This window comes from Streptomyces sp. NPDC059874 (assembly GCF_042731135.1).
Taxonomy (GTDB): Bacteria; Actinomycetota; Actinomycetes; order Streptomycetales; family Streptomycetaceae; genus Streptomyces.
In genome coordinates, this window is record NZ_JBHWJY010000067.1 from 1 (window position 1) to 14,688 (window position 14,688).

14 protein-coding genes are annotated in these 14,688 nt (G+C 74.2%); 8 read left to right on the forward strand and 6 right to left on the reverse strand.

The features are described from left to right. Positions 1-259 precede the first annotated feature (259 nt). On the forward strand, positions 260-1,051 hold the full coding sequence (locus tag ACFV9H_RS30245) for a glutamate racemase (protein ID WP_385404378.1): 792 nt from the start codon (positions 260-262) through the stop codon (positions 1,049-1,051). Between the two features lie 22 nt (positions 1,052-1,073). Here the strand turns inward: ACFV9H_RS30245 and ACFV9H_RS30250 are convergent, their stop codons facing one another. Continuing rightward, on the reverse strand, positions 1,074-2,018 hold the full coding sequence (locus tag ACFV9H_RS30250) for an ADP-ribosylglycohydrolase family protein (RefSeq protein ID WP_385404381.1): 945 nt from the start codon (positions 2,016-2,018) through the stop codon (positions 1,074-1,076). Then, positions 1,997-2,572 (reverse strand): TetR/AcrR family transcriptional regulator, encoded by a 576-nt coding sequence (locus ACFV9H_RS30255; RefSeq protein ID WP_385404383.1) that lies wholly within the window; start codon positions 2,570-2,572, stop codon positions 1,997-1,999. Before ACFV9H_RS30255 ends, ACFV9H_RS30250 begins: the two co-directional genes overlap by 22 nt. A gap of 85 nt (positions 2,573-2,657) precedes the next feature. On the opposite strand from ACFV9H_RS30255, the gene ACFV9H_RS30260 reads away from it, so the two are divergent. From ACFV9H_RS30260 to ACFV9H_RS30280, 5 genes are all read left to right on the forward strand, one after another. Then, positions 2,658-3,710, forward strand: coding sequence for an FAD-dependent oxidoreductase (locus tag ACFV9H_RS30260; protein WP_385404386.1), 1,053 nt, complete (start codon positions 2,658-2,660; stop codon positions 3,708-3,710). Positions 3,711-3,832: 122 nt separating this feature from the next. After that, complete coding sequence (locus tag ACFV9H_RS30265; protein ID WP_385404388.1) at positions 3,833-4,348, forward strand: hypothetical protein; 516 nt, start codon at positions 3,833-3,835, stop codon at positions 4,346-4,348. 43 nt (positions 4,349-4,391) lie between these two features. Then, positions 4,392-6,017 carry an apolipoprotein N-acyltransferase gene (gene lnt, locus ACFV9H_RS30270; protein ID WP_385404391.1) on the forward strand — a complete coding sequence of 542 codons (1,626 nt, stop codon included), beginning with the start codon at positions 4,392-4,394 and terminating at the stop codon, positions 6,015-6,017. 37 nt (positions 6,018-6,054) lie between these two features. Next, the gene (locus ACFV9H_RS30275; RefSeq protein ID WP_385404393.1) at positions 6,055-6,552 is read left to right on the forward strand and encodes an NUDIX domain-containing protein; all 498 of its coding nucleotides are present in this window, start codon (positions 6,055-6,057) and stop codon (positions 6,550-6,552) included. A gap of 139 nt (positions 6,553-6,691) precedes the next feature. After that, the gene (locus ACFV9H_RS30280) at positions 6,692-7,888 is read left to right on the forward strand and encodes an acyltransferase family protein (protein WP_385404396.1); all 1,197 of its coding nucleotides are present in this window, start codon (positions 6,692-6,694) and stop codon (positions 7,886-7,888) included. A gap of 18 nt (positions 7,889-7,906) precedes the next feature. On the opposite strand, the gene ACFV9H_RS30285 is transcribed toward ACFV9H_RS30280, so the two are convergent. Together ACFV9H_RS30285 and ACFV9H_RS30290 are read right to left on the reverse strand one after the other, a co-directional pair. Further along, the gene (locus ACFV9H_RS30285; protein WP_385404398.1) at positions 7,907-8,686 is read right to left on the reverse strand and encodes a trypsin-like serine peptidase; all 780 of its coding nucleotides are present in this window, start codon (positions 8,684-8,686) and stop codon (positions 7,907-7,909) included. 129 nt (positions 8,687-8,815) lie between these two features. Continuing rightward, the gene (locus tag ACFV9H_RS30290; protein WP_385404400.1) at positions 8,816-10,279 is read right to left on the reverse strand and encodes a hypothetical protein; all 1,464 of its coding nucleotides are present in this window, start codon (positions 10,277-10,279) and stop codon (positions 8,816-8,818) included. Positions 10,280-10,440: 161 nt separating this feature from the next. On the opposite strand from ACFV9H_RS30290, the gene ACFV9H_RS30295 reads away from it, so the two are divergent. After that, positions 10,441-11,730, forward strand: a complete 1,290-nt coding sequence (locus ACFV9H_RS30295; protein ID WP_385404402.1) for an ATP-binding protein — start codon at positions 10,441-10,443, stop codon at positions 11,728-11,730. 293 nt (positions 11,731-12,023) lie between these two features. Next, complete coding sequence (locus tag ACFV9H_RS30300; RefSeq protein ID WP_385404404.1) at positions 12,024-12,365, forward strand: DUF6191 domain-containing protein; 342 nt, start codon at positions 12,024-12,026, stop codon at positions 12,363-12,365. On the opposite strand, the gene ACFV9H_RS30305 is transcribed toward ACFV9H_RS30300, so the two are convergent. Further along, positions 12,343-12,939 (reverse strand): hypothetical protein, encoded by a 597-nt coding sequence (locus ACFV9H_RS30305; protein ID WP_385404407.1) that lies wholly within the window; start codon positions 12,937-12,939, stop codon positions 12,343-12,345. The genes ACFV9H_RS30300 and ACFV9H_RS30305 overlap by 23 nt on opposite strands. Beyond that, entirely contained in the window at positions 12,936-14,525 is a 1,590-nt protein-coding gene (locus tag ACFV9H_RS30310) for a serine/threonine-protein kinase (RefSeq protein WP_385404409.1), read from the reverse strand. Before ACFV9H_RS30310 ends, ACFV9H_RS30305 begins: the two co-directional genes overlap by 4 nt. Positions 14,526-14,688: the final 163 nt, after the last annotated feature.

The window sequence follows — 14,688 nt, forward strand, 5'->3', positions numbered from 1 at the left end:
CTCAGCAGCCGGGATGACCCTCAGTGCGCGAGGACGAGGAGACGCCCCGGAGGGACACCGCGGACCGGCCCGAGGAGCGAAACCCCGCCCGGGGGCACCACCCCCAGCCCCGCCGGCGATTGAGGCGCGGGGTGGACCCGAGGGTCGAGATCCCGCCCGGGAGGACCATCCCAGCCTCGCCGGCGTTTGAGGCGCGGGGTGCGGGGCCGAGCCCCCCGCACCGCAGGGCACGCGGCGGGGCGTCGACTAAGGTGGCCGCGTGAAGATCGCCCTCATGGACTCCGGAATCGGCCTCCTCGCGGCGGCCGCGGCGGTACGGCGGCTGCGGCCGGACGCGGACCTGATCCTGTCCAACGACCCCGACGGGATGCCCTGGGGGCCGCGGACGCCCGCCTCGCTCGCGGTGCGGGCCCTGGCCGTCGCGCGGGCCGCCGCCGCGCACCGGCCGGACGCGCTCATCGTGGCCTGCAACACCGCCTCCGTGCACTCCCTGCCCGCGTTGCGGGCGGAACTGGAGCCGGGGATCCCGGTCATCGGGACCGTGCCGGCGATCAAGCCTGCCGCGGCGGGCGGTGGGCGCGTGGCGATCTGGGCCACGCCTGCCACCACCGGCAGCCCCTACCAGCGCGGGCTGATCAGCGAGTTCGCCTCCGGTGTTTCGGTCACCGAGGTGCCCTGTCCCGGGCTCGCCGAGGCCGTGGAGGCGGCGGACGACGTCGCCGTCGAGGCCGCCGTCGCCGCGGCCGCCGCGCTCACTCCGGCCGACGTCACCGACGTCGTACTCGGCTGTACGCACTACGAGCTGGTCGAGGCCGCGATCCGGGCCGCCCTGGCCGTACGGACCGGGGGAGCCGACTTCGTCTTCCACGGGTCCGCCGAGCCCGTCGCCGTGCAGGCGTTGCGCCGCCTCGGCACCGGGCCGGAGCCCGCTCTGCCCCGCACGGGCGGACTGACCGTCCTGTGCAGTGGGCGCGAGGGGGCGCTCCCCGCCGCCGCGCTCGGGTACGCCGAAGGACGGCTGCTCGCGGGCCACGGCGCGCCCGTCGGGTAGCCCGCGGCCGCCGGCTGGAACCTCAGCGGGAACCGGCCGCCGCGAGCCGCTGAGCCAGGCCGCGCAGGTCCGCCGCGTTCAGGACGCGGTTCCCGAACCCGGGCAGTGGTGCGTGGAGCGTGGCGGTCCAGTGGGCGGGGATCGCCTGCTGCCCGTACACCGCCCCGGCCAGGGCCCCCGTCACCGCCGCCACCGTGTCGGTGTCCCCGCCCAGGTCCACGGCGGCCCGTACGGCCTGCGCGAAGCCGGTGGTGGTCCGCAGTGCCCACACGGCCGAGCCCAGGCAGGGCCACACCGCCCCGTTGAACTCGGTGGCCAGTCCGGGGTTCCAGTCGGGCGCGAGGACGTGCCCGTACCGCTCGCGATGGGCCGGATGGACGGCTGCGAGCGTCGCCGGGAGTGCGGTCAGCGGATCGGCCCCGTCCAGGGCCACGCGTACGAGTTCGTGCAGTACGGCCGTCCCCTCCCAGGCCGCCCGGTCGCCGTGCGTCAGGGCCGCGATGCGGCGGGCGGCGGCCATGGTCGCCTCGCGCCCGGCGGCCGCGAAGTACACCGCCGAGGTGGCCGCCCGCATCAGCGAACCGTTGCCCGCCGCACGGGCGTTGACCTGGAAGTGCAGGGCCGCCGCGAAGTTCCAGGGCTCGCCGTTGGTCAGCACGTCCTCGGTCTGGAGCCCGATGTCCTTCGGATCGCCCGCGGCCCAGCGCTGGAACCGGGCGAAGACGTCCGGGAGGTCCAGGCCGTCCCGCTCCAGCAGGGACTCGCCGACGAGGACCGCCATCTGGGTGTCGTCCGTCGCCTCGCCGGGATCCCAGCCGCCGCCCCCGCGCATCTCCTCGCCGCGCGCGGTCAAGGCTCCGGCCGGGCCGAACTCGTACGGCGCGCCGAGTGCGTCACCCGCCGCCGAACCCAGGACGGCGCCCACGGCCCGGTCGAGCCGGGTGGTCACGGGGCCTCCTCGGGGCATACGGCGACCAGCAGTTCGCGGGCGAAGCGGTCCAGGTCGTCGAGGCCGGCCGCCGCCAGGGTGTCCGGCGCGCCCGCCAGGAGGTGGGGGATCGCGCCGTGCAGCGCGAGGGTCAGGGCGCGGGCCGCCTCCGGCCCGGCCGGCAATCCGGCCGCGCGCAGCAGGTGGGCGTGGGCCGCGAAGTCCGCGGCGCCGATCGGGTCCAGCAGCGCCGCCAGCCACGGTCGCCGGGTGGCCTCGGTCTGGAGCTCCAGATAGGCGAGCACGCGCGGCCGCCCGGGCCCGGCGACGTTCCGCAGCAGCCCCGCGAGTAGGGCCGCCAGCTGCTCCGCGTCGCCGGGCGGGGGCCCGGCGGCCAGGGCCAGGTACTGCTCCAGGCAGCGTTCGGCGACGGCCCGCAGCAGCGCGTCGCGGGTCGGGAAGTAGTTCTTGGCCGTGCCCGTCGGCACATCGGCGGCCGCGTCGACGGCCCTGTGCGTCAGCCCGCGCCCGCCCGCCTCCGCCAGTACGGCGACGGCCGCGTCCCGCAGCCGGTCCCTTCGGTCCTGATTCACCTTGCCAGCTTAACCACATCCGTGGTACCACAGATGTAGTACCACGGATGTGGTGGTTCTATCGGGCGGGTGAAGGGATGAGGTCATGGGTGGCAGCAGCGGTTCGGCCCTCGTCGTCGGAGCCGGAGTCGGTGGACTCGCCACCGCCATCGGGCTGCGCCGCGCGGGCTGGGAGGTGACGGTCCTGGAGCGGCGCACCGCGCTCGAACGCTACGGAACCGCCTTCGGGATCCACCCCACGGCCCAATCCGCCCTCGACCGGCTCGGCCTCGGCGACGCGCTGCGGGCGCGCGCCGTTCCGTACCGAGAGGGGCGGATCCGGCGGCCCGACGGCACGGTGCTCGCCGCTCTCCCGCTCGAAAGGATCGAGCGCAAGGCGGGCAGGCCCGAGCTCCTCGTCTCCCGCCCCCACCTGATCGACGCCCTGCTCGCCGAGCTCGATCGGCTCGGGGGCACGAAGATCGAGTACGGGCGGCCCCTCGCGGCCGAGGCCGCCGTGCAGCCCGGCGTCGACCTCCTCGTCGGCGCCGACGGCATCAACAGCGCGGTCCGCACCGCGCACTTCGGCTCCCGCAGCCGCCCGCGCCACATCGGCACGGTCGCCTGGATCGGCACCGCCGGATTCGAGACGGGTGTGTACGGCGAGACCTGGGGCGCTGGCCGCTTCTTCGGCATGACCCCCGTCGAGCCCGGCCGCACCAACTGGTACGCCACCGTTCCCGAGGCCACCACCGCCGACGAACTGCGCGACGCCTTCGCCGGCTGGCACGACCCCGTCCCGCGCGTCCTCGCCGAGACCGACCCCTCCACGTGGATCCGGTACGAGATGCGCCACCTGTACCCCGCGCTCCCCGCCTTCACCGCCGCCGGCCGGGTCGCCCTCGTCGGTGACGCCGCCCACGCCATGACGCCCAACCTCGGGCAGGGCGCCTGTACCGCCCTGCTCGACGCCGAGGCCCTGACCCGCGCGGTGGCGGAGCGAGGACCGGCCGGGCTGCCGGGGGCGCTGCGCGCGTACGGGGCCGAGCGGCGCCGCAGCGCGCAGCGCGTGGCCTTCGCCTCGCGGAACCTGCACCGCTTCATGAGCGCCCGCCGCCCGGCCCTGCGCGACGCACTCGTCCGCATCCTGCCGGGCTGACGCCCACCCGGCGCCCAACCGCCGCCTCAAGTTTGGTTGAGGTCAGGCACGGGCAGACGCGCGTTGCGGCGAGTGGGCGAGAGGCGGTGGCGCCGGTGCGGAACGTGAGTACGCTGCACAACATGACGGTTCACCCCGCAGGTCCGCTCTGGACGGGCCGGGCCTCCAACCGCGCGCAGTGGCTGCTGGCGGTGGCCGGTGCGGCCTGCCTGGCGCTCGGCGTCGAACTCGCCGTCGACAACGCCTGGACCTCGGGCTACGTGCCCCTGCTCATGTCCGTGATCGGCTGCCTCGCCGCGGGGCTGCTGATCCTCTTCGGCACCCTCGCCTTCGTGCACGTCGCCGTCACCATCGACGCCGAGGCCCTGGAAGTGCGCTGCGGTCACGTCGGGCTGCCCCGCCGCAAGATCCGGCTCAGCGAGGTGGCCTCGGCAGAATTCCTCCCCCGCATCACCCCGCAGCAGTGGGGCGGCTGGGGCTACCGCTGGCGCCCCGAGAAGGGCACCGCGGTCGTCGTCCGGCGCGGCGAGGGCGTGGAACTGACACTCGGCGACGGGAAGCTGTTCACGGTCACCGTCGACGACGCGGAGAACGCCGTCCGGGTCATCCGCACCCACCTCCGGGCCCTCGCCCGATAGATCCTTACCAGCCCTTTGACCTCGGGGACGTACACTCCGCCAGATGAGCAGCAGTGTCACCCGCACGGCCGGGAACGAGCCCACGAAGCCCGCCGGCCCGGCCGAAGGCGCCCCCCCGACGCGGGGCGGTGTGTTTTCCCGGATGGGGCCGCGGACCGCCCTGTGGCTGGTGCGCGCGCCGCTCGCGGTTCTCGCGGGGGTGCTGCTCTACCTCAGCTTCCCGCCCCGCCCCCTGTGGTGGCTGGCGCCCCTCGCGCTCGCCCTGCTCGCCGGCTGCCTCCTCGGCCGCCGCGCCCGGGCCGGGTTCGGCCTCGGGCTCCTCGCCGGGCTCGGTTTCCTGCTGCCGCTCCTCGTCTGGACCGGCGAGGAGGTCGGTCCGGTGCCGTGGCTGGCTCTCGGCGCCGTCGAAGCCCTCTTCATCGGGCTCACCGGCCTCGGCATCGCCCTCGTCGGCCGGCTCCCCGCCTGGCCGGTTTTCGCCGCGGCCGTCTGGGTCGCCGGTGAGGCCCTGCGCGCCCGGATCCCCTTCGGCGGCTTCCCCTGGGGCAAGCTCGCCTTCGGTCAGGCCGACGGGGTCTTCACCCCGCTCGTCGCCCTCGGCGGCACCCCACTGCTCTCCTTCGCCGTCGCCCTGTGCGGATTCGGCCTGTACGCGGCCCTGCGCGCGGCCCGCGAGAACCCCGGCCGAGCCACCGCCGCCCTCGCCGCCCTCACCGTCGTCGCCCCGATCGGCGCAGGTCTCGCGGCCCGCCCGCTGGTCTCCGACTCCGCCGAGGACGGCACGGTCGTCGCCGCCGTCATCCAGGGCAACGTTCCGCGCCTGGGCCTCGACTTCAACGCCCAGCGCCGCCGGGTCCTCGACAACCACGTGAACCGCACCATCGAACTCGCCGAGGACGTCAGGGCCGGCCGCGCCCCCAAGCCCGACTTCGTCGTCTGGCCGGAGAACTCCTCCGACCTCGACCCGTACTCCCAGCCCGACGCGTACGACGCCATCGAGCGGGCGGTCAAGGCCATCGGCGTGCCCGTCGCCATCGGCGCCGTCGTGGCCCCGGAGACCGGACCGCTGCGCAACACGATGATCCTCTGGGACCCGGTCAAGGGCCCCACCGAGACCTACGACAAGCGCAAGATCCAGCCCTTCGGCGAGCGCATCCCGATGCGCTCCTTCGTCCGGCTATTCAGCTCCGACGTCGACCGGGTGCGCCGCGACTTCGGCCCCGGCAAGGACCCCGGCGTCTTCGACATGGCCGGCACCGGCGTCGGCATGGTCACCTGCTTCGAGGCCGCCTTCGACGACGCGGTCCGCTCCACCGTCCGGGACGGCGCCCAGGTCATCGCCGTACCCAGCAACAACGCCACCTTCGGCCGGACCCAGATGACCTACCAGCAGCTCGCCATGGACCGGATCCGCGCCGTCGAGCACAGCCGCACCGTCCTCGTCCCCGTCACCAGCGGGGTCAGCGCGGTCATCCGCCCCGACGGGAAGATCGTCCAGCAGACGAAGATGTTCACCGCGGACGCGCTGGTCGCCGAGATCCCGCTGCGCTCCACCGAGACGCCGGCCACCCGGCTGGGCCCGCTCCCGGAGTACGCGCTCCTGCTGCTCGCCGCGGGCGGGTTCGGCCTGGTCCTGACCCGCCGGATCCGCGCACGCCGCTCGGCCTGACGTCGGACCCGCGCCCGGAGCCTCGTAGGGTCGAGGGATGACCACACCCGATTTCATCCGCGAGATCCGTGCCACCGCCGGACACCAGCTGCTCCTGCTGCCCGGCGTCACGGCCATCGTCTTCGACGACCGGGGCCGGGTGCTGCTCGGCCGGCGCTCCGACACCGGGCTCTGGTCCGTGGTCGGGGGCATCTGCGAGCCCGGTGAGCAGCCGGCCGAGACCGCCGTGCGCGAGGTCCACGAGGAGACCGCGGTGCGCTGCGTCCCCGAACGGGTGGTCCTCGTGCAGATGCTCGACCCCATCACCTATCCCAACGGCGACGTCTGCCAGTTCCAGGACATCACCTTCCGCTGCCGCGCGACCGGCGGCGAGGCCCGGGCCAACGACCACGAGTCGCTGGAGGTGGCCTGGTTCGAGCCGACCGCCCTGCCGCCGCTGGAACCGTTCGCGCTGCTCCGCATCGACCAGGCCATGCGCGACGAGCCCACGTGGTTCGAGATGCCCGCGCAGATCCCTGCCGAGGTCACGGAGTGAGGCGCCCGACGAACCGGAGGTGAGGCGTCCGTCACCCCGCCCGACCCTGTGAACCGTCTGTGAGCGCGATACAGTTCCGGTCACGTCCGCTCATCTGAGCGATATCCGGACAGCAGTGCTACCACGGGACGGTCGAGGGATGAGTGTGAGCAATCCGGCCGAAGGGCCGCCGGCGAGCAGCCGGACGCGTGCCGGAGCCCCCGCCGGGCGCCTCGCGGTCCTCGACGGCGTCCGGGTGTTCGCCGCACTCGCCGTGCTCTTCTACCACTACGTGGTCCTCGCGAGCGCCTGGGGCGAACCGACCGAGGGCGTCTTCCCGGTCGCCCGCGGGTTCGCCGTCTACGGCTGGCTCGGCGTCGAGATCTTCTTCCTGGTCAGTGGGTTCGTCATCTGTATGAGCGCCTGGGGGCGCACCGTCGGCGACTTCGCGGTCTCCCGGGTCTCCAGGCTCTTCCCCGCCTACTGGGCGGCGGTGGCCTTCACCTCCCTCGTGCTCCTCAACTGGCCCGAGGTGAGGGAGGTCGAGCGGATCACCGATGTCGTGGTGAACCTGTCGATGCTTCAGGGCGGCCTCGGCGTCCCCAACATCGACGACGCGTACTGGACGCTCTTCGTCGAGCTCAAGTTCTACGTGCTGTTCGCGGTCGTCGTCATGCGCGGTCTGACCTACCGCAACTGCGTCCTCTTCTGCGGGGTCTGGACCCTCGCCGGCGTCGTCGCCCCCACCGTCGACAACGGCGTGCTGTCCTTCTTCGCCGTCCCCTCCGCCTCCCCGTACTTCATCGCCGGGATCGCGTTCTACCTGATGCGCCGCTTCCGGCCGAACGCCGTCCTGTGGGCCGTCGTCCTGGCCCAGTTCCTCCTCGCGCAGCACCACGTGGGGGCCCGTATGGTCGCCAGCCTGGGCAAGACCGCCACCGAGCACATCCGTGACTGGCCCGCCCACCTGATCATCCTGCTCGGCTTCGCCGTCATGGCGGGCATAGCGCTCGGTGCCTTCGACCGCGTCCACTGGCGCTGGCTGCCGCACGCCGGGGCGCTCACCTACCCGCTCTACCTGATCCACATGATGGCCGGGCTGACGATCATCCATCACTTCCGCTCCGAGGTGGCGCCGGTACCCCTCGCCATCGGCGTGACCGCCGTCATGCTGGCGATCGCCTGGATCATGCACAGGCTGATCGAGCGTCCGCTGGGCCGCATGCTGCGCGACAGCCTGCGCCGCGGAGTGCAGGACATCAGGTCGGGGACCCCGGGCCCGTCCCGGCCGTCCATCGACCTGGTCCCCGCGCAGCCCTCGGCGCCCGAGGCCGAACGCCTCCCCGCCAGGTCCTGATTTTCGGGTCGGGCCGCCTCAGCCGGCGTCGGCCGCCTCGCGGTACAACTCAACGGCCTGGTCTCCCATCACCGCGCTGTACGAGACCTCCGGTACGGTCCCGCCGCCCTCGTACCCGCCGAGCACCCCGGCCAGCGAGCCGTCCACCAGCCACGGGCTGCCGCTGGTGCCGCCGCTGAGGTCCGGGCAGTCGATCCGGCGCTGGGTCCCGGAGAACAGCGCGGTGGTGTTCGCGCACCGCAGAGGGGCCTCCAGGGTGCGCGGGTAGCCGATGATCGCCACCGTGGGGTCGTCCGGCTGTTCGGCGGCGACCGGGAAGCCGCCCACCAGGTCCTCGACGTGCCTCCCCGGCGTCGCCCCGTCGACCGGGGCCACCGTCGCGAAGGCGATGTCCGCGTCCGGGTCCTCGCCGTCCGTCCAGCCCGCGGCGACGTGCACGGCGGTGAGTCGCCACAGCCCGTACGGGGCCTCGCCGTCCCGGTAGCCCGGGGCGAAGACGGTGGAGTCCGGATCCTCCAGGCAGTGCGCGGCGGTGGCGATCACGTCGCGGCCCTCGCTGTGCACCACGGCGGCGGTGCAGAAGTGTCCGCCGTCGAGCCCGCCCGCGAAGAGGGCACCCACCCGGTTCGCCGTGGCGTCGGGCCGGGCCTGCGCGGTGACCCCGAGCGGTACGCCGGCCACCGCGTCGGGCACGTCCACGCTGACGAGGGCGGCCATGGCGGCGAGGGCCGCCAGGATCCGGGACGCCCGCCGCGCACGGGTGCGCCGGGCCGGTCGGTGGAGCGTTCGGTGGATCATGGCCCCACCCTGCCTGCCGAACCTTTGTCCGGAGCCGGGGATTCCGTATGAATCCCCTGTGAATCCCGTGCACCCGAAGTGAAACTCGGACCCCCCAGGACCTGATCCGAAAGGCAGGCCCGACAGGACCTAGACGCGGCGCTCGTACACCGTCACCCGACGGCCCCGGAGCTGCCGGTCCTCCACCACCGTGAAGTGCTCGCGCAGGACGGCGGCCTTCACCTTGTCCCGATCCGCCGACGGCGCCTTCGCGACCTTCGCCGAGTCCGTCACCAGCAGCACCCGTCGCCGGTCCAGCAGCGCCGCCCGGATCCGCGCCGGGTCGGTCTCCTCGCCCTTGAGGGTGGCCGAGGCCACCGGGGTCCGGGCGAGGGCGATGTCGGCCAGGCCCATGAAGGCGTCGGGGGAGACCAGCGCCGTGTCCCGCCGCGCGGCCGGTACGAAGAGCACCGCGTCCCCCGCGTGCTTCAAACGGGCCACCTCACCGGCCACCGCCAGCACGTCGTCGACCCGGCTCGCCGGGTCCCGCTTGCCCAGCTCCACCGGCAGCAGGGTCAACACCGCGACCCCGACCACCCCCGGCACGAGCAGGCCGACCGCCCGCGGGAACCGGGGAGCGCAGGCCCGTACGGCCGCCCCCAGGGCCGCGCCGATCAGCAGCGCCAGCCCCGCCAGGCTGAACAGGACGTACCGGTCCAGGAACAGCGGCTGGACCAGGGACAGGCCGATCAGCCCGAGCTGCGGCACCGCCAGCAGCGGCAACCCGACCGCGGCCGCCGAAAGCCGTGACCGGTCAGGGCGGTCCGCCCACGCCCCGAGGCCGCCGATCGCCAGCAGGATGCCCGGGCCGATCAGCATGTGCCAGGTCAGCGGCGGTATCCACGAGACCTGATCGGACTGGCCCCGGCTGAACAGGATCAGCGGCAGGGCCCCCGCCACCGCGCCCGATCCGTACGCCGTCCAGCGCAGCCACACACCGCGCCCGGCCCGCACCCACCACAGGGTCACCGCGTGCGCGGGCAGGATCAGCAGCGACAGCCAGTTCAACAGGGCGCACACCAGCACGGTGAGCCCGTACGCCGTCCAGCGCGGCCACGCCCGACGCCCGGGGCGGGCGGGTTCCGGGGACAGCAGGGACACCAACAGCAGGGTCGACAGTCCTGCCCCGGCCGCGACCAGCGCGTACGGCCGGCCCTCCTGGAGGTGGAACTGGACCGCGGGCAGAAGCCCGAGGGCCAGTCCGCCGCCGAGCCCCGCCCAGAAGCCGGCCAGCCGGCGCCCGATCAACGCCAAACAGGCCGCGGCGGCCGCCACCGCCAGCACCGAGGGCAGCCGCAGGGTGGTCGTACTCGCGCCGAAGACCTCGAAGAGGCCGTGCATCAGCAGGTAGTACAGGCCGTGCACGGCGTCGACGTTCCCGAGCATCGCCCAGATCTCGCCCGCAGAGCGGCCGGCGACCTGCCAGGTCGCGGCCTCGTCCCGCCACACGCTGTCCTGCCGGGAGAGCCCCCACAGACCGAACGCCAGGGTCCACAGGAAGGGGATGAGCCATATGAGATGCCCGCGTCGGGCCGCGGGTATGTGGCAAAGCATGAAGGTGCTGGAGTCCTCGGTCGGGCGTTCGGGCGGAAAGCACCAGTCTATGGACGCCACGGACGGTTTCCGGACCACCTGTTGTGCACGGCGGAGCGTGATCGCCCGGCCCCACCGCCCCTAGCCTCACCGCAAGGAGCACGAACGAGGGGCGGTACCCGGTGAACTGGCTCATCCACGACTACCGCGAGAGCGATCTCGCCGCGGTGGTCCACCTGATCGACACCACGGCCGAACTCGGCCAGGAATCCGTCTTCTCGCTCGCCGAGTGCATCAGCGCCCTCACCGACCGGCAGCCCTGCGTGGTCGCCGTCCACCAGGGCGTCCCGATCGGCGCGGCGCTCGCCTGCGTCACCGGCGAGCGGGCCTGGGTCATGCGCATCGCGATCGCCTCGGGCTGGCGCGGCCGGGGCCTCGCCAGCGCCCTGCTCGTCGAGCTGGAGCGGCGCCTCATCGCCGCCCGCGTCGGCCGCATCGCGTACGTGCTCCCGGAGGAGGACCTGCTCGGCGAGGGACTGCTGAACGCCGGATACACCCGGCAGCCCGCCGTCGCCTACTTCGAGAAGACCGAGCCCCTGCACGGACCCGCCGCGGGGCTGCTCGCCGACCTCGGCGGCCGCTTCCTGGCGAACGACCTGTGGGCGAAGGTCGCGGGGATGGAGACGGAGAAGGACCTCATCGAGCGGCGCGTGGTGCTGCCGCTCGCCGAGCCCGAGCGGGCCGCCGCCCACGGCGTCCGGCCGCCGCGCGCCATCACCCTCTTCGGCCCGCCCGGCACCGGCAAGACCACCTTCGCCCGCGCCATCGCCTCCCGGCTCGGCTGGCCGTTCGTCGAACTGCTGCCGTCCCGGCTCGCCGACGGGGGCAACCTCGCCACCGCGCTGCGCGACGCCTTCGCCCGGATCTCCGAGCTGGAGCGGGTGCTCGTCTTCATCGACGAGGTCGAGGAGATCGCGCCCGTGCGCAGCGAGCCCGCCCAGCCCGGCGGGATGCACGGGGTCACGAACGAACTGCTCAAGCTGATACCCGGCTTCCGGGAGGGCGACGAGCGGCTGCTGGTGTGCGCCACGAACTCCATCCGCTCGCTCGACCCGGCCTTCCTGCGGCCCGGACGCTTCGACTACCTGATCCCGATCGGCACACCGGACGCCGGGGCCCGCGCCGCGATCTGGTCGCGGTACACGGCCGGGCGCGCGGACGTCGACGTCAGCGTCCTGGTGGCGGCGACCGAGCTGTTCACCCCGGCCGACATCGAGCACGCGGCGCGGATCGCGGCGCAGGTGTCCTTCGAGCGGGACCTGGAGGCGGTGGGCGCGCGCGGCGCGGCGGCCGCGCAGCTGGGCGCGACCACGGAGGACTACCTGGCGGCGGTGGCGCAGTGCCGGCCGACGGTGACTCCGGCCATGACGGGCGAGTTCGAGGCCGACATCACGGCGCACGCCCGTTTCTGAGCTCCGTCCCCCGGTTGCGGCGGGGGACGGCCAAACATGGGGAGGCGGACGAATGGCCCGCGGCCGCTCCCCAAAGCGGCCGCGGGCCTCCCGCGCGGACTTGGCACCCGTGCGGGACGGCCACGTTCCGGTTGGGGTGTTCGCCGGCTGGAACGTGACACTCATGGCTGCCGAAAGGGACATCCCTGATCCCTCGGCAACACATACGAGTCAACCAGCGGACGCGGCCGCGGGCTTCGGCCGGAAGGCCACGACCGCCTCGGTCGAAAGTACGGATCGGTTAGGGTCGGGCCATGGGCTTTGTCATCTTCATGACGCTCCCGGGGTTGGCCCTGCTGCTCACCGCGATGGCGTTCCTCGACCTGGCGCTGGTCCGGGCGGGCCGCGCCGGTCTGCTGCCCTGGCGGTGGAACGGGCGCCAGGGGCAGATCTCGAGCACCGGCTTCGAGCAGCTGCACGCGAGCTTCTCGCCGGGCAAGCAGAACGAACTCAAGGAGCGCCGGAGCGCCCTCGTGATGCGCGACGACGAGGAGGACGGCGCCCCGCCGCGGAGCCGCGTCGACCTCGACGGCGGCCTCGCCGTCATCCGCCTGTCCGCCCCTGGAACCCCGGCTACGGGCGGCAGCGGTAAGTGAACTCCACGGCCGCCGTGCGCCGCTCGGGCGACAGCAGCTGGAGTTCGGCCTTCGCCGGGTAGGTCCCCCGGCCCTGGAAGGTCCACAGCAGGTGCAGCCGTGCCTCCCGCTGCCCGCGCGGCACCCGCTCGGTCAGCCGCTCGGAGTAGGTGCCGTCGCTGCGCGCCCACCGGTAGGTGAGCGTGCCCGGGCGCCCGTTCGTGCCGACGACCGCCACCACGTCGGCCGCCGTGTCGCAGGGCGGGCCCTGGGGGTCGGTGCTCACGGCCAGGCTCCGGACTTCGAGGGCGGGCCCGAACCGCTGCCACCCGAGGTACGCCAGCACCGCGAGCAGGACCACCGCGGCGAGGGTGTAGCGCCGCAGGCCCGCGACGCGGCGGCGCCGGGGCGCGGGGGTGACGGCCACCGGGAACGGCGCGGGCATGGCCGCGGTGACCCCGGGCCCGAAGCGGAGCACGGACCCCTCGACCCGGTCGGGTGCGACCGTGCCCGGCCCTGCGGGGCCGGTGAACCAGTGACTGCCGAGGACCGTGGCGCTGTAGTCGTCATCGCCGTTGCCCGTGCCGTTGTTCATGCGGGAACGCACCTCCGCTTGGCCTGGATGCTGTGCGTCGCCGGACCGGCCCCGGCCGTCGGAGTGGTCGTGACCCGGACGCCCCAGTAGCAGCCCGCCCCGGTGAAGGTGTGCGGGACCGCGGGGAGCGCGGATCCGACGGCGTACTCGTGTACTTCGGTGCCGTCGGACGTGGCGAAGGGGTTGTTCGCGTCCCCGGTGAACCACTGGAAGGTGACCTTCACGGTCCCGGTGCCCGAAGCCTTCAGGGTGACCGCCGCCTGACCGCGGTCCAGGGCGGTCTGCGTGAGGTTCACCCCGGCTGCGAACACGGTCACCGTCGGGGACGGCGGAGGCGTCGTGGGCTTGGGCGTCGTGGGCTTCGGCGTCGGTGTCGGGGACGGGCTGTAGGACGGCGGGGGCGACAGGGACGGCGAAGCGCTCGGCGAGGCGGACGGACTGGGACTCGGACTCGGCGAGGGGGTCGGGGAAGCGGAAGCGGTCGGGCTCGGCGTCGGCGAGGTCGAACCGGGCGGGGCCGGGCTCGTCGTGGCGAAGGCGCTGAGCGCCGCGGACCCGCCCGGGGAGGCGCCGAGCGCGTCCGTCGTCAGCACCAGCGCCGCCCCCAGCACCAGGGCCGCACCCGCCGCCAGCCAGCCACGCCGGCCGGGGGCCCAGCCCGAGCCGCTGCTCAGCGTGGTCGTCGCCACCGCCGTCGTGCCCGCGGCCGGGGCGCCCGCCGACGGGAACAGCAGCGGCAGCAGCGCCGCCAGTGCCGCCAGCTTGCGCTGTCCGCGCTCCTCCCACTGGGGCCCGTACGCGGCGAGCGCCACGCCCTCCAGCTCCGCCACGAACGCCTCGGCGTTCTCCGGCCGTTGCTCCGGCTGCTTGGCCAGGCCGCGCCGGATCAGCGGCCGTACGGGCTCAGGCGCCTCGGTCTCCGGTACCGGGGCCTCGATGTGCTGGACGGCGAGCTCCGCGAAGTTCTCCCCGTCGTACGGCTTGCGGCCGGTGAGGCATTCGAAGAAGGTCGCCGTCGCCGCGTACACGTCGGCGGCGGGCGAGGCCGGCCGGCCCTGCCACTGCTCGGGTGCCATGTAGGCCGGGGTACCGGCCACACCGGGTGTGGTCCCGCGGTTCGCGGCGATGCCGAAGTCCACCAGCTTGGAGGAGCCGTCCGCCGCGACGAGGACGTTCTCCGGCTTGTAGTCGCGGTGGACGACACCCTCCCGGTGGGCCGCCGCCAGCCCGAGCAGCGAGCCCTTGAGGACCACCAGCGCGGCCTCGGCGTCCGCCCGCCCGGACTGCCTCAGCAGCGCGCGCAGGGAGATCCCGTCCACCAGCTCCATCACGATGGCGGCGCCGCCGGGCGCCTCCACGTACTCGTACAGCCCGACCACGAACGGGGAGCGCAAGCCTCCGAGCAGCCGGGCCTCGGCCCTGAACTCCCCGATGAAGGCGGGGTCCTGGCGCAGCCGGTCGCTGAGGTACTTCACCGCGACGGCCGTGCCCGTGCCGTCGTGAACGGCGAGCACCACGCGGCCGCTGCCGCCGGAGCCGAGTTCCCGGACCTCGGAGTAGCCGGGGACCGTCCACGTGTTCGTCATCGCCTGAGCCCCCTGCATGCCGAGTGGTCTGGTGGGGGGGGGGGCGGCCCGGCCCCCCCCCCCCCACCCCCCCCCCCCCCCCCGGGGGCCCCCCCCCCCCCCCCGCGCCCGCCCCCCCCCCCCCCCCCCCCCCCACGCCCCCCCCCCCCCCCCCCCCCCCCCG

Excerpts from the sequence above, each read along its gene's own strand:
- ACFV9H_RS30250 (WP_385404381.1), bottom strand. The coding sequence starts at position 2,018 with ATGCCCCGAGGAGGCCCCGTGACCACCCGGCTCGACCGGGCCGTGGGC.
- ACFV9H_RS30260 (WP_385404386.1), top strand. The coding sequence starts at position 2,658 with ATGGGTGGCAGCAGCGGTTCGGCCCTCGTCGTCGGAGCCGGAGTCGGT.
- ACFV9H_RS30265 (WP_385404388.1), top strand. The coding sequence starts at position 3,833 with ATGACGGTTCACCCCGCAGGTCCGCTCTGGACGGGCCGGGCCTCCAAC.
- lnt (WP_385404391.1), top strand. The coding sequence starts at position 4,392 with ATGAGCAGCAGTGTCACCCGCACGGCCGGGAACGAGCCCACGAAGCCC.
- ACFV9H_RS30275 (WP_385404393.1), top strand. The coding sequence starts at position 6,055 with ATGACCACACCCGATTTCATCCGCGAGATCCGTGCCACCGCCGGACAC.
- ACFV9H_RS30280 (WP_385404396.1), top strand. The coding sequence starts at position 6,692 with ATGAGTGTGAGCAATCCGGCCGAAGGGCCGCCGGCGAGCAGCCGGACG.
- ACFV9H_RS30285 (WP_385404398.1), bottom strand. The coding sequence starts at position 8,686 with ATGATCCACCGAACGCTCCACCGACCGGCCCGGCGCACCCGTGCGCGG.
- ACFV9H_RS30290 (WP_385404400.1), bottom strand. The coding sequence starts at position 10,279 with ATGCTTTGCCACATACCCGCGGCCCGACGCGGGCATCTCATATGGCTC.
- ACFV9H_RS30300 (WP_385404404.1), top strand. The coding sequence starts at position 12,024 with ATGGGCTTTGTCATCTTCATGACGCTCCCGGGGTTGGCCCTGCTGCTC.
- ACFV9H_RS30305 (WP_385404407.1), bottom strand. The coding sequence starts at position 12,939 with ATGAACAACGGCACGGGCAACGGCGATGACGACTACAGCGCCACGGTC.
- ACFV9H_RS30310 (WP_385404409.1), bottom strand. The coding sequence starts at position 14,525 with ATGACGAACACGTGGACGGTCCCCGGCTACTCCGAGGTCCGGGAACTC.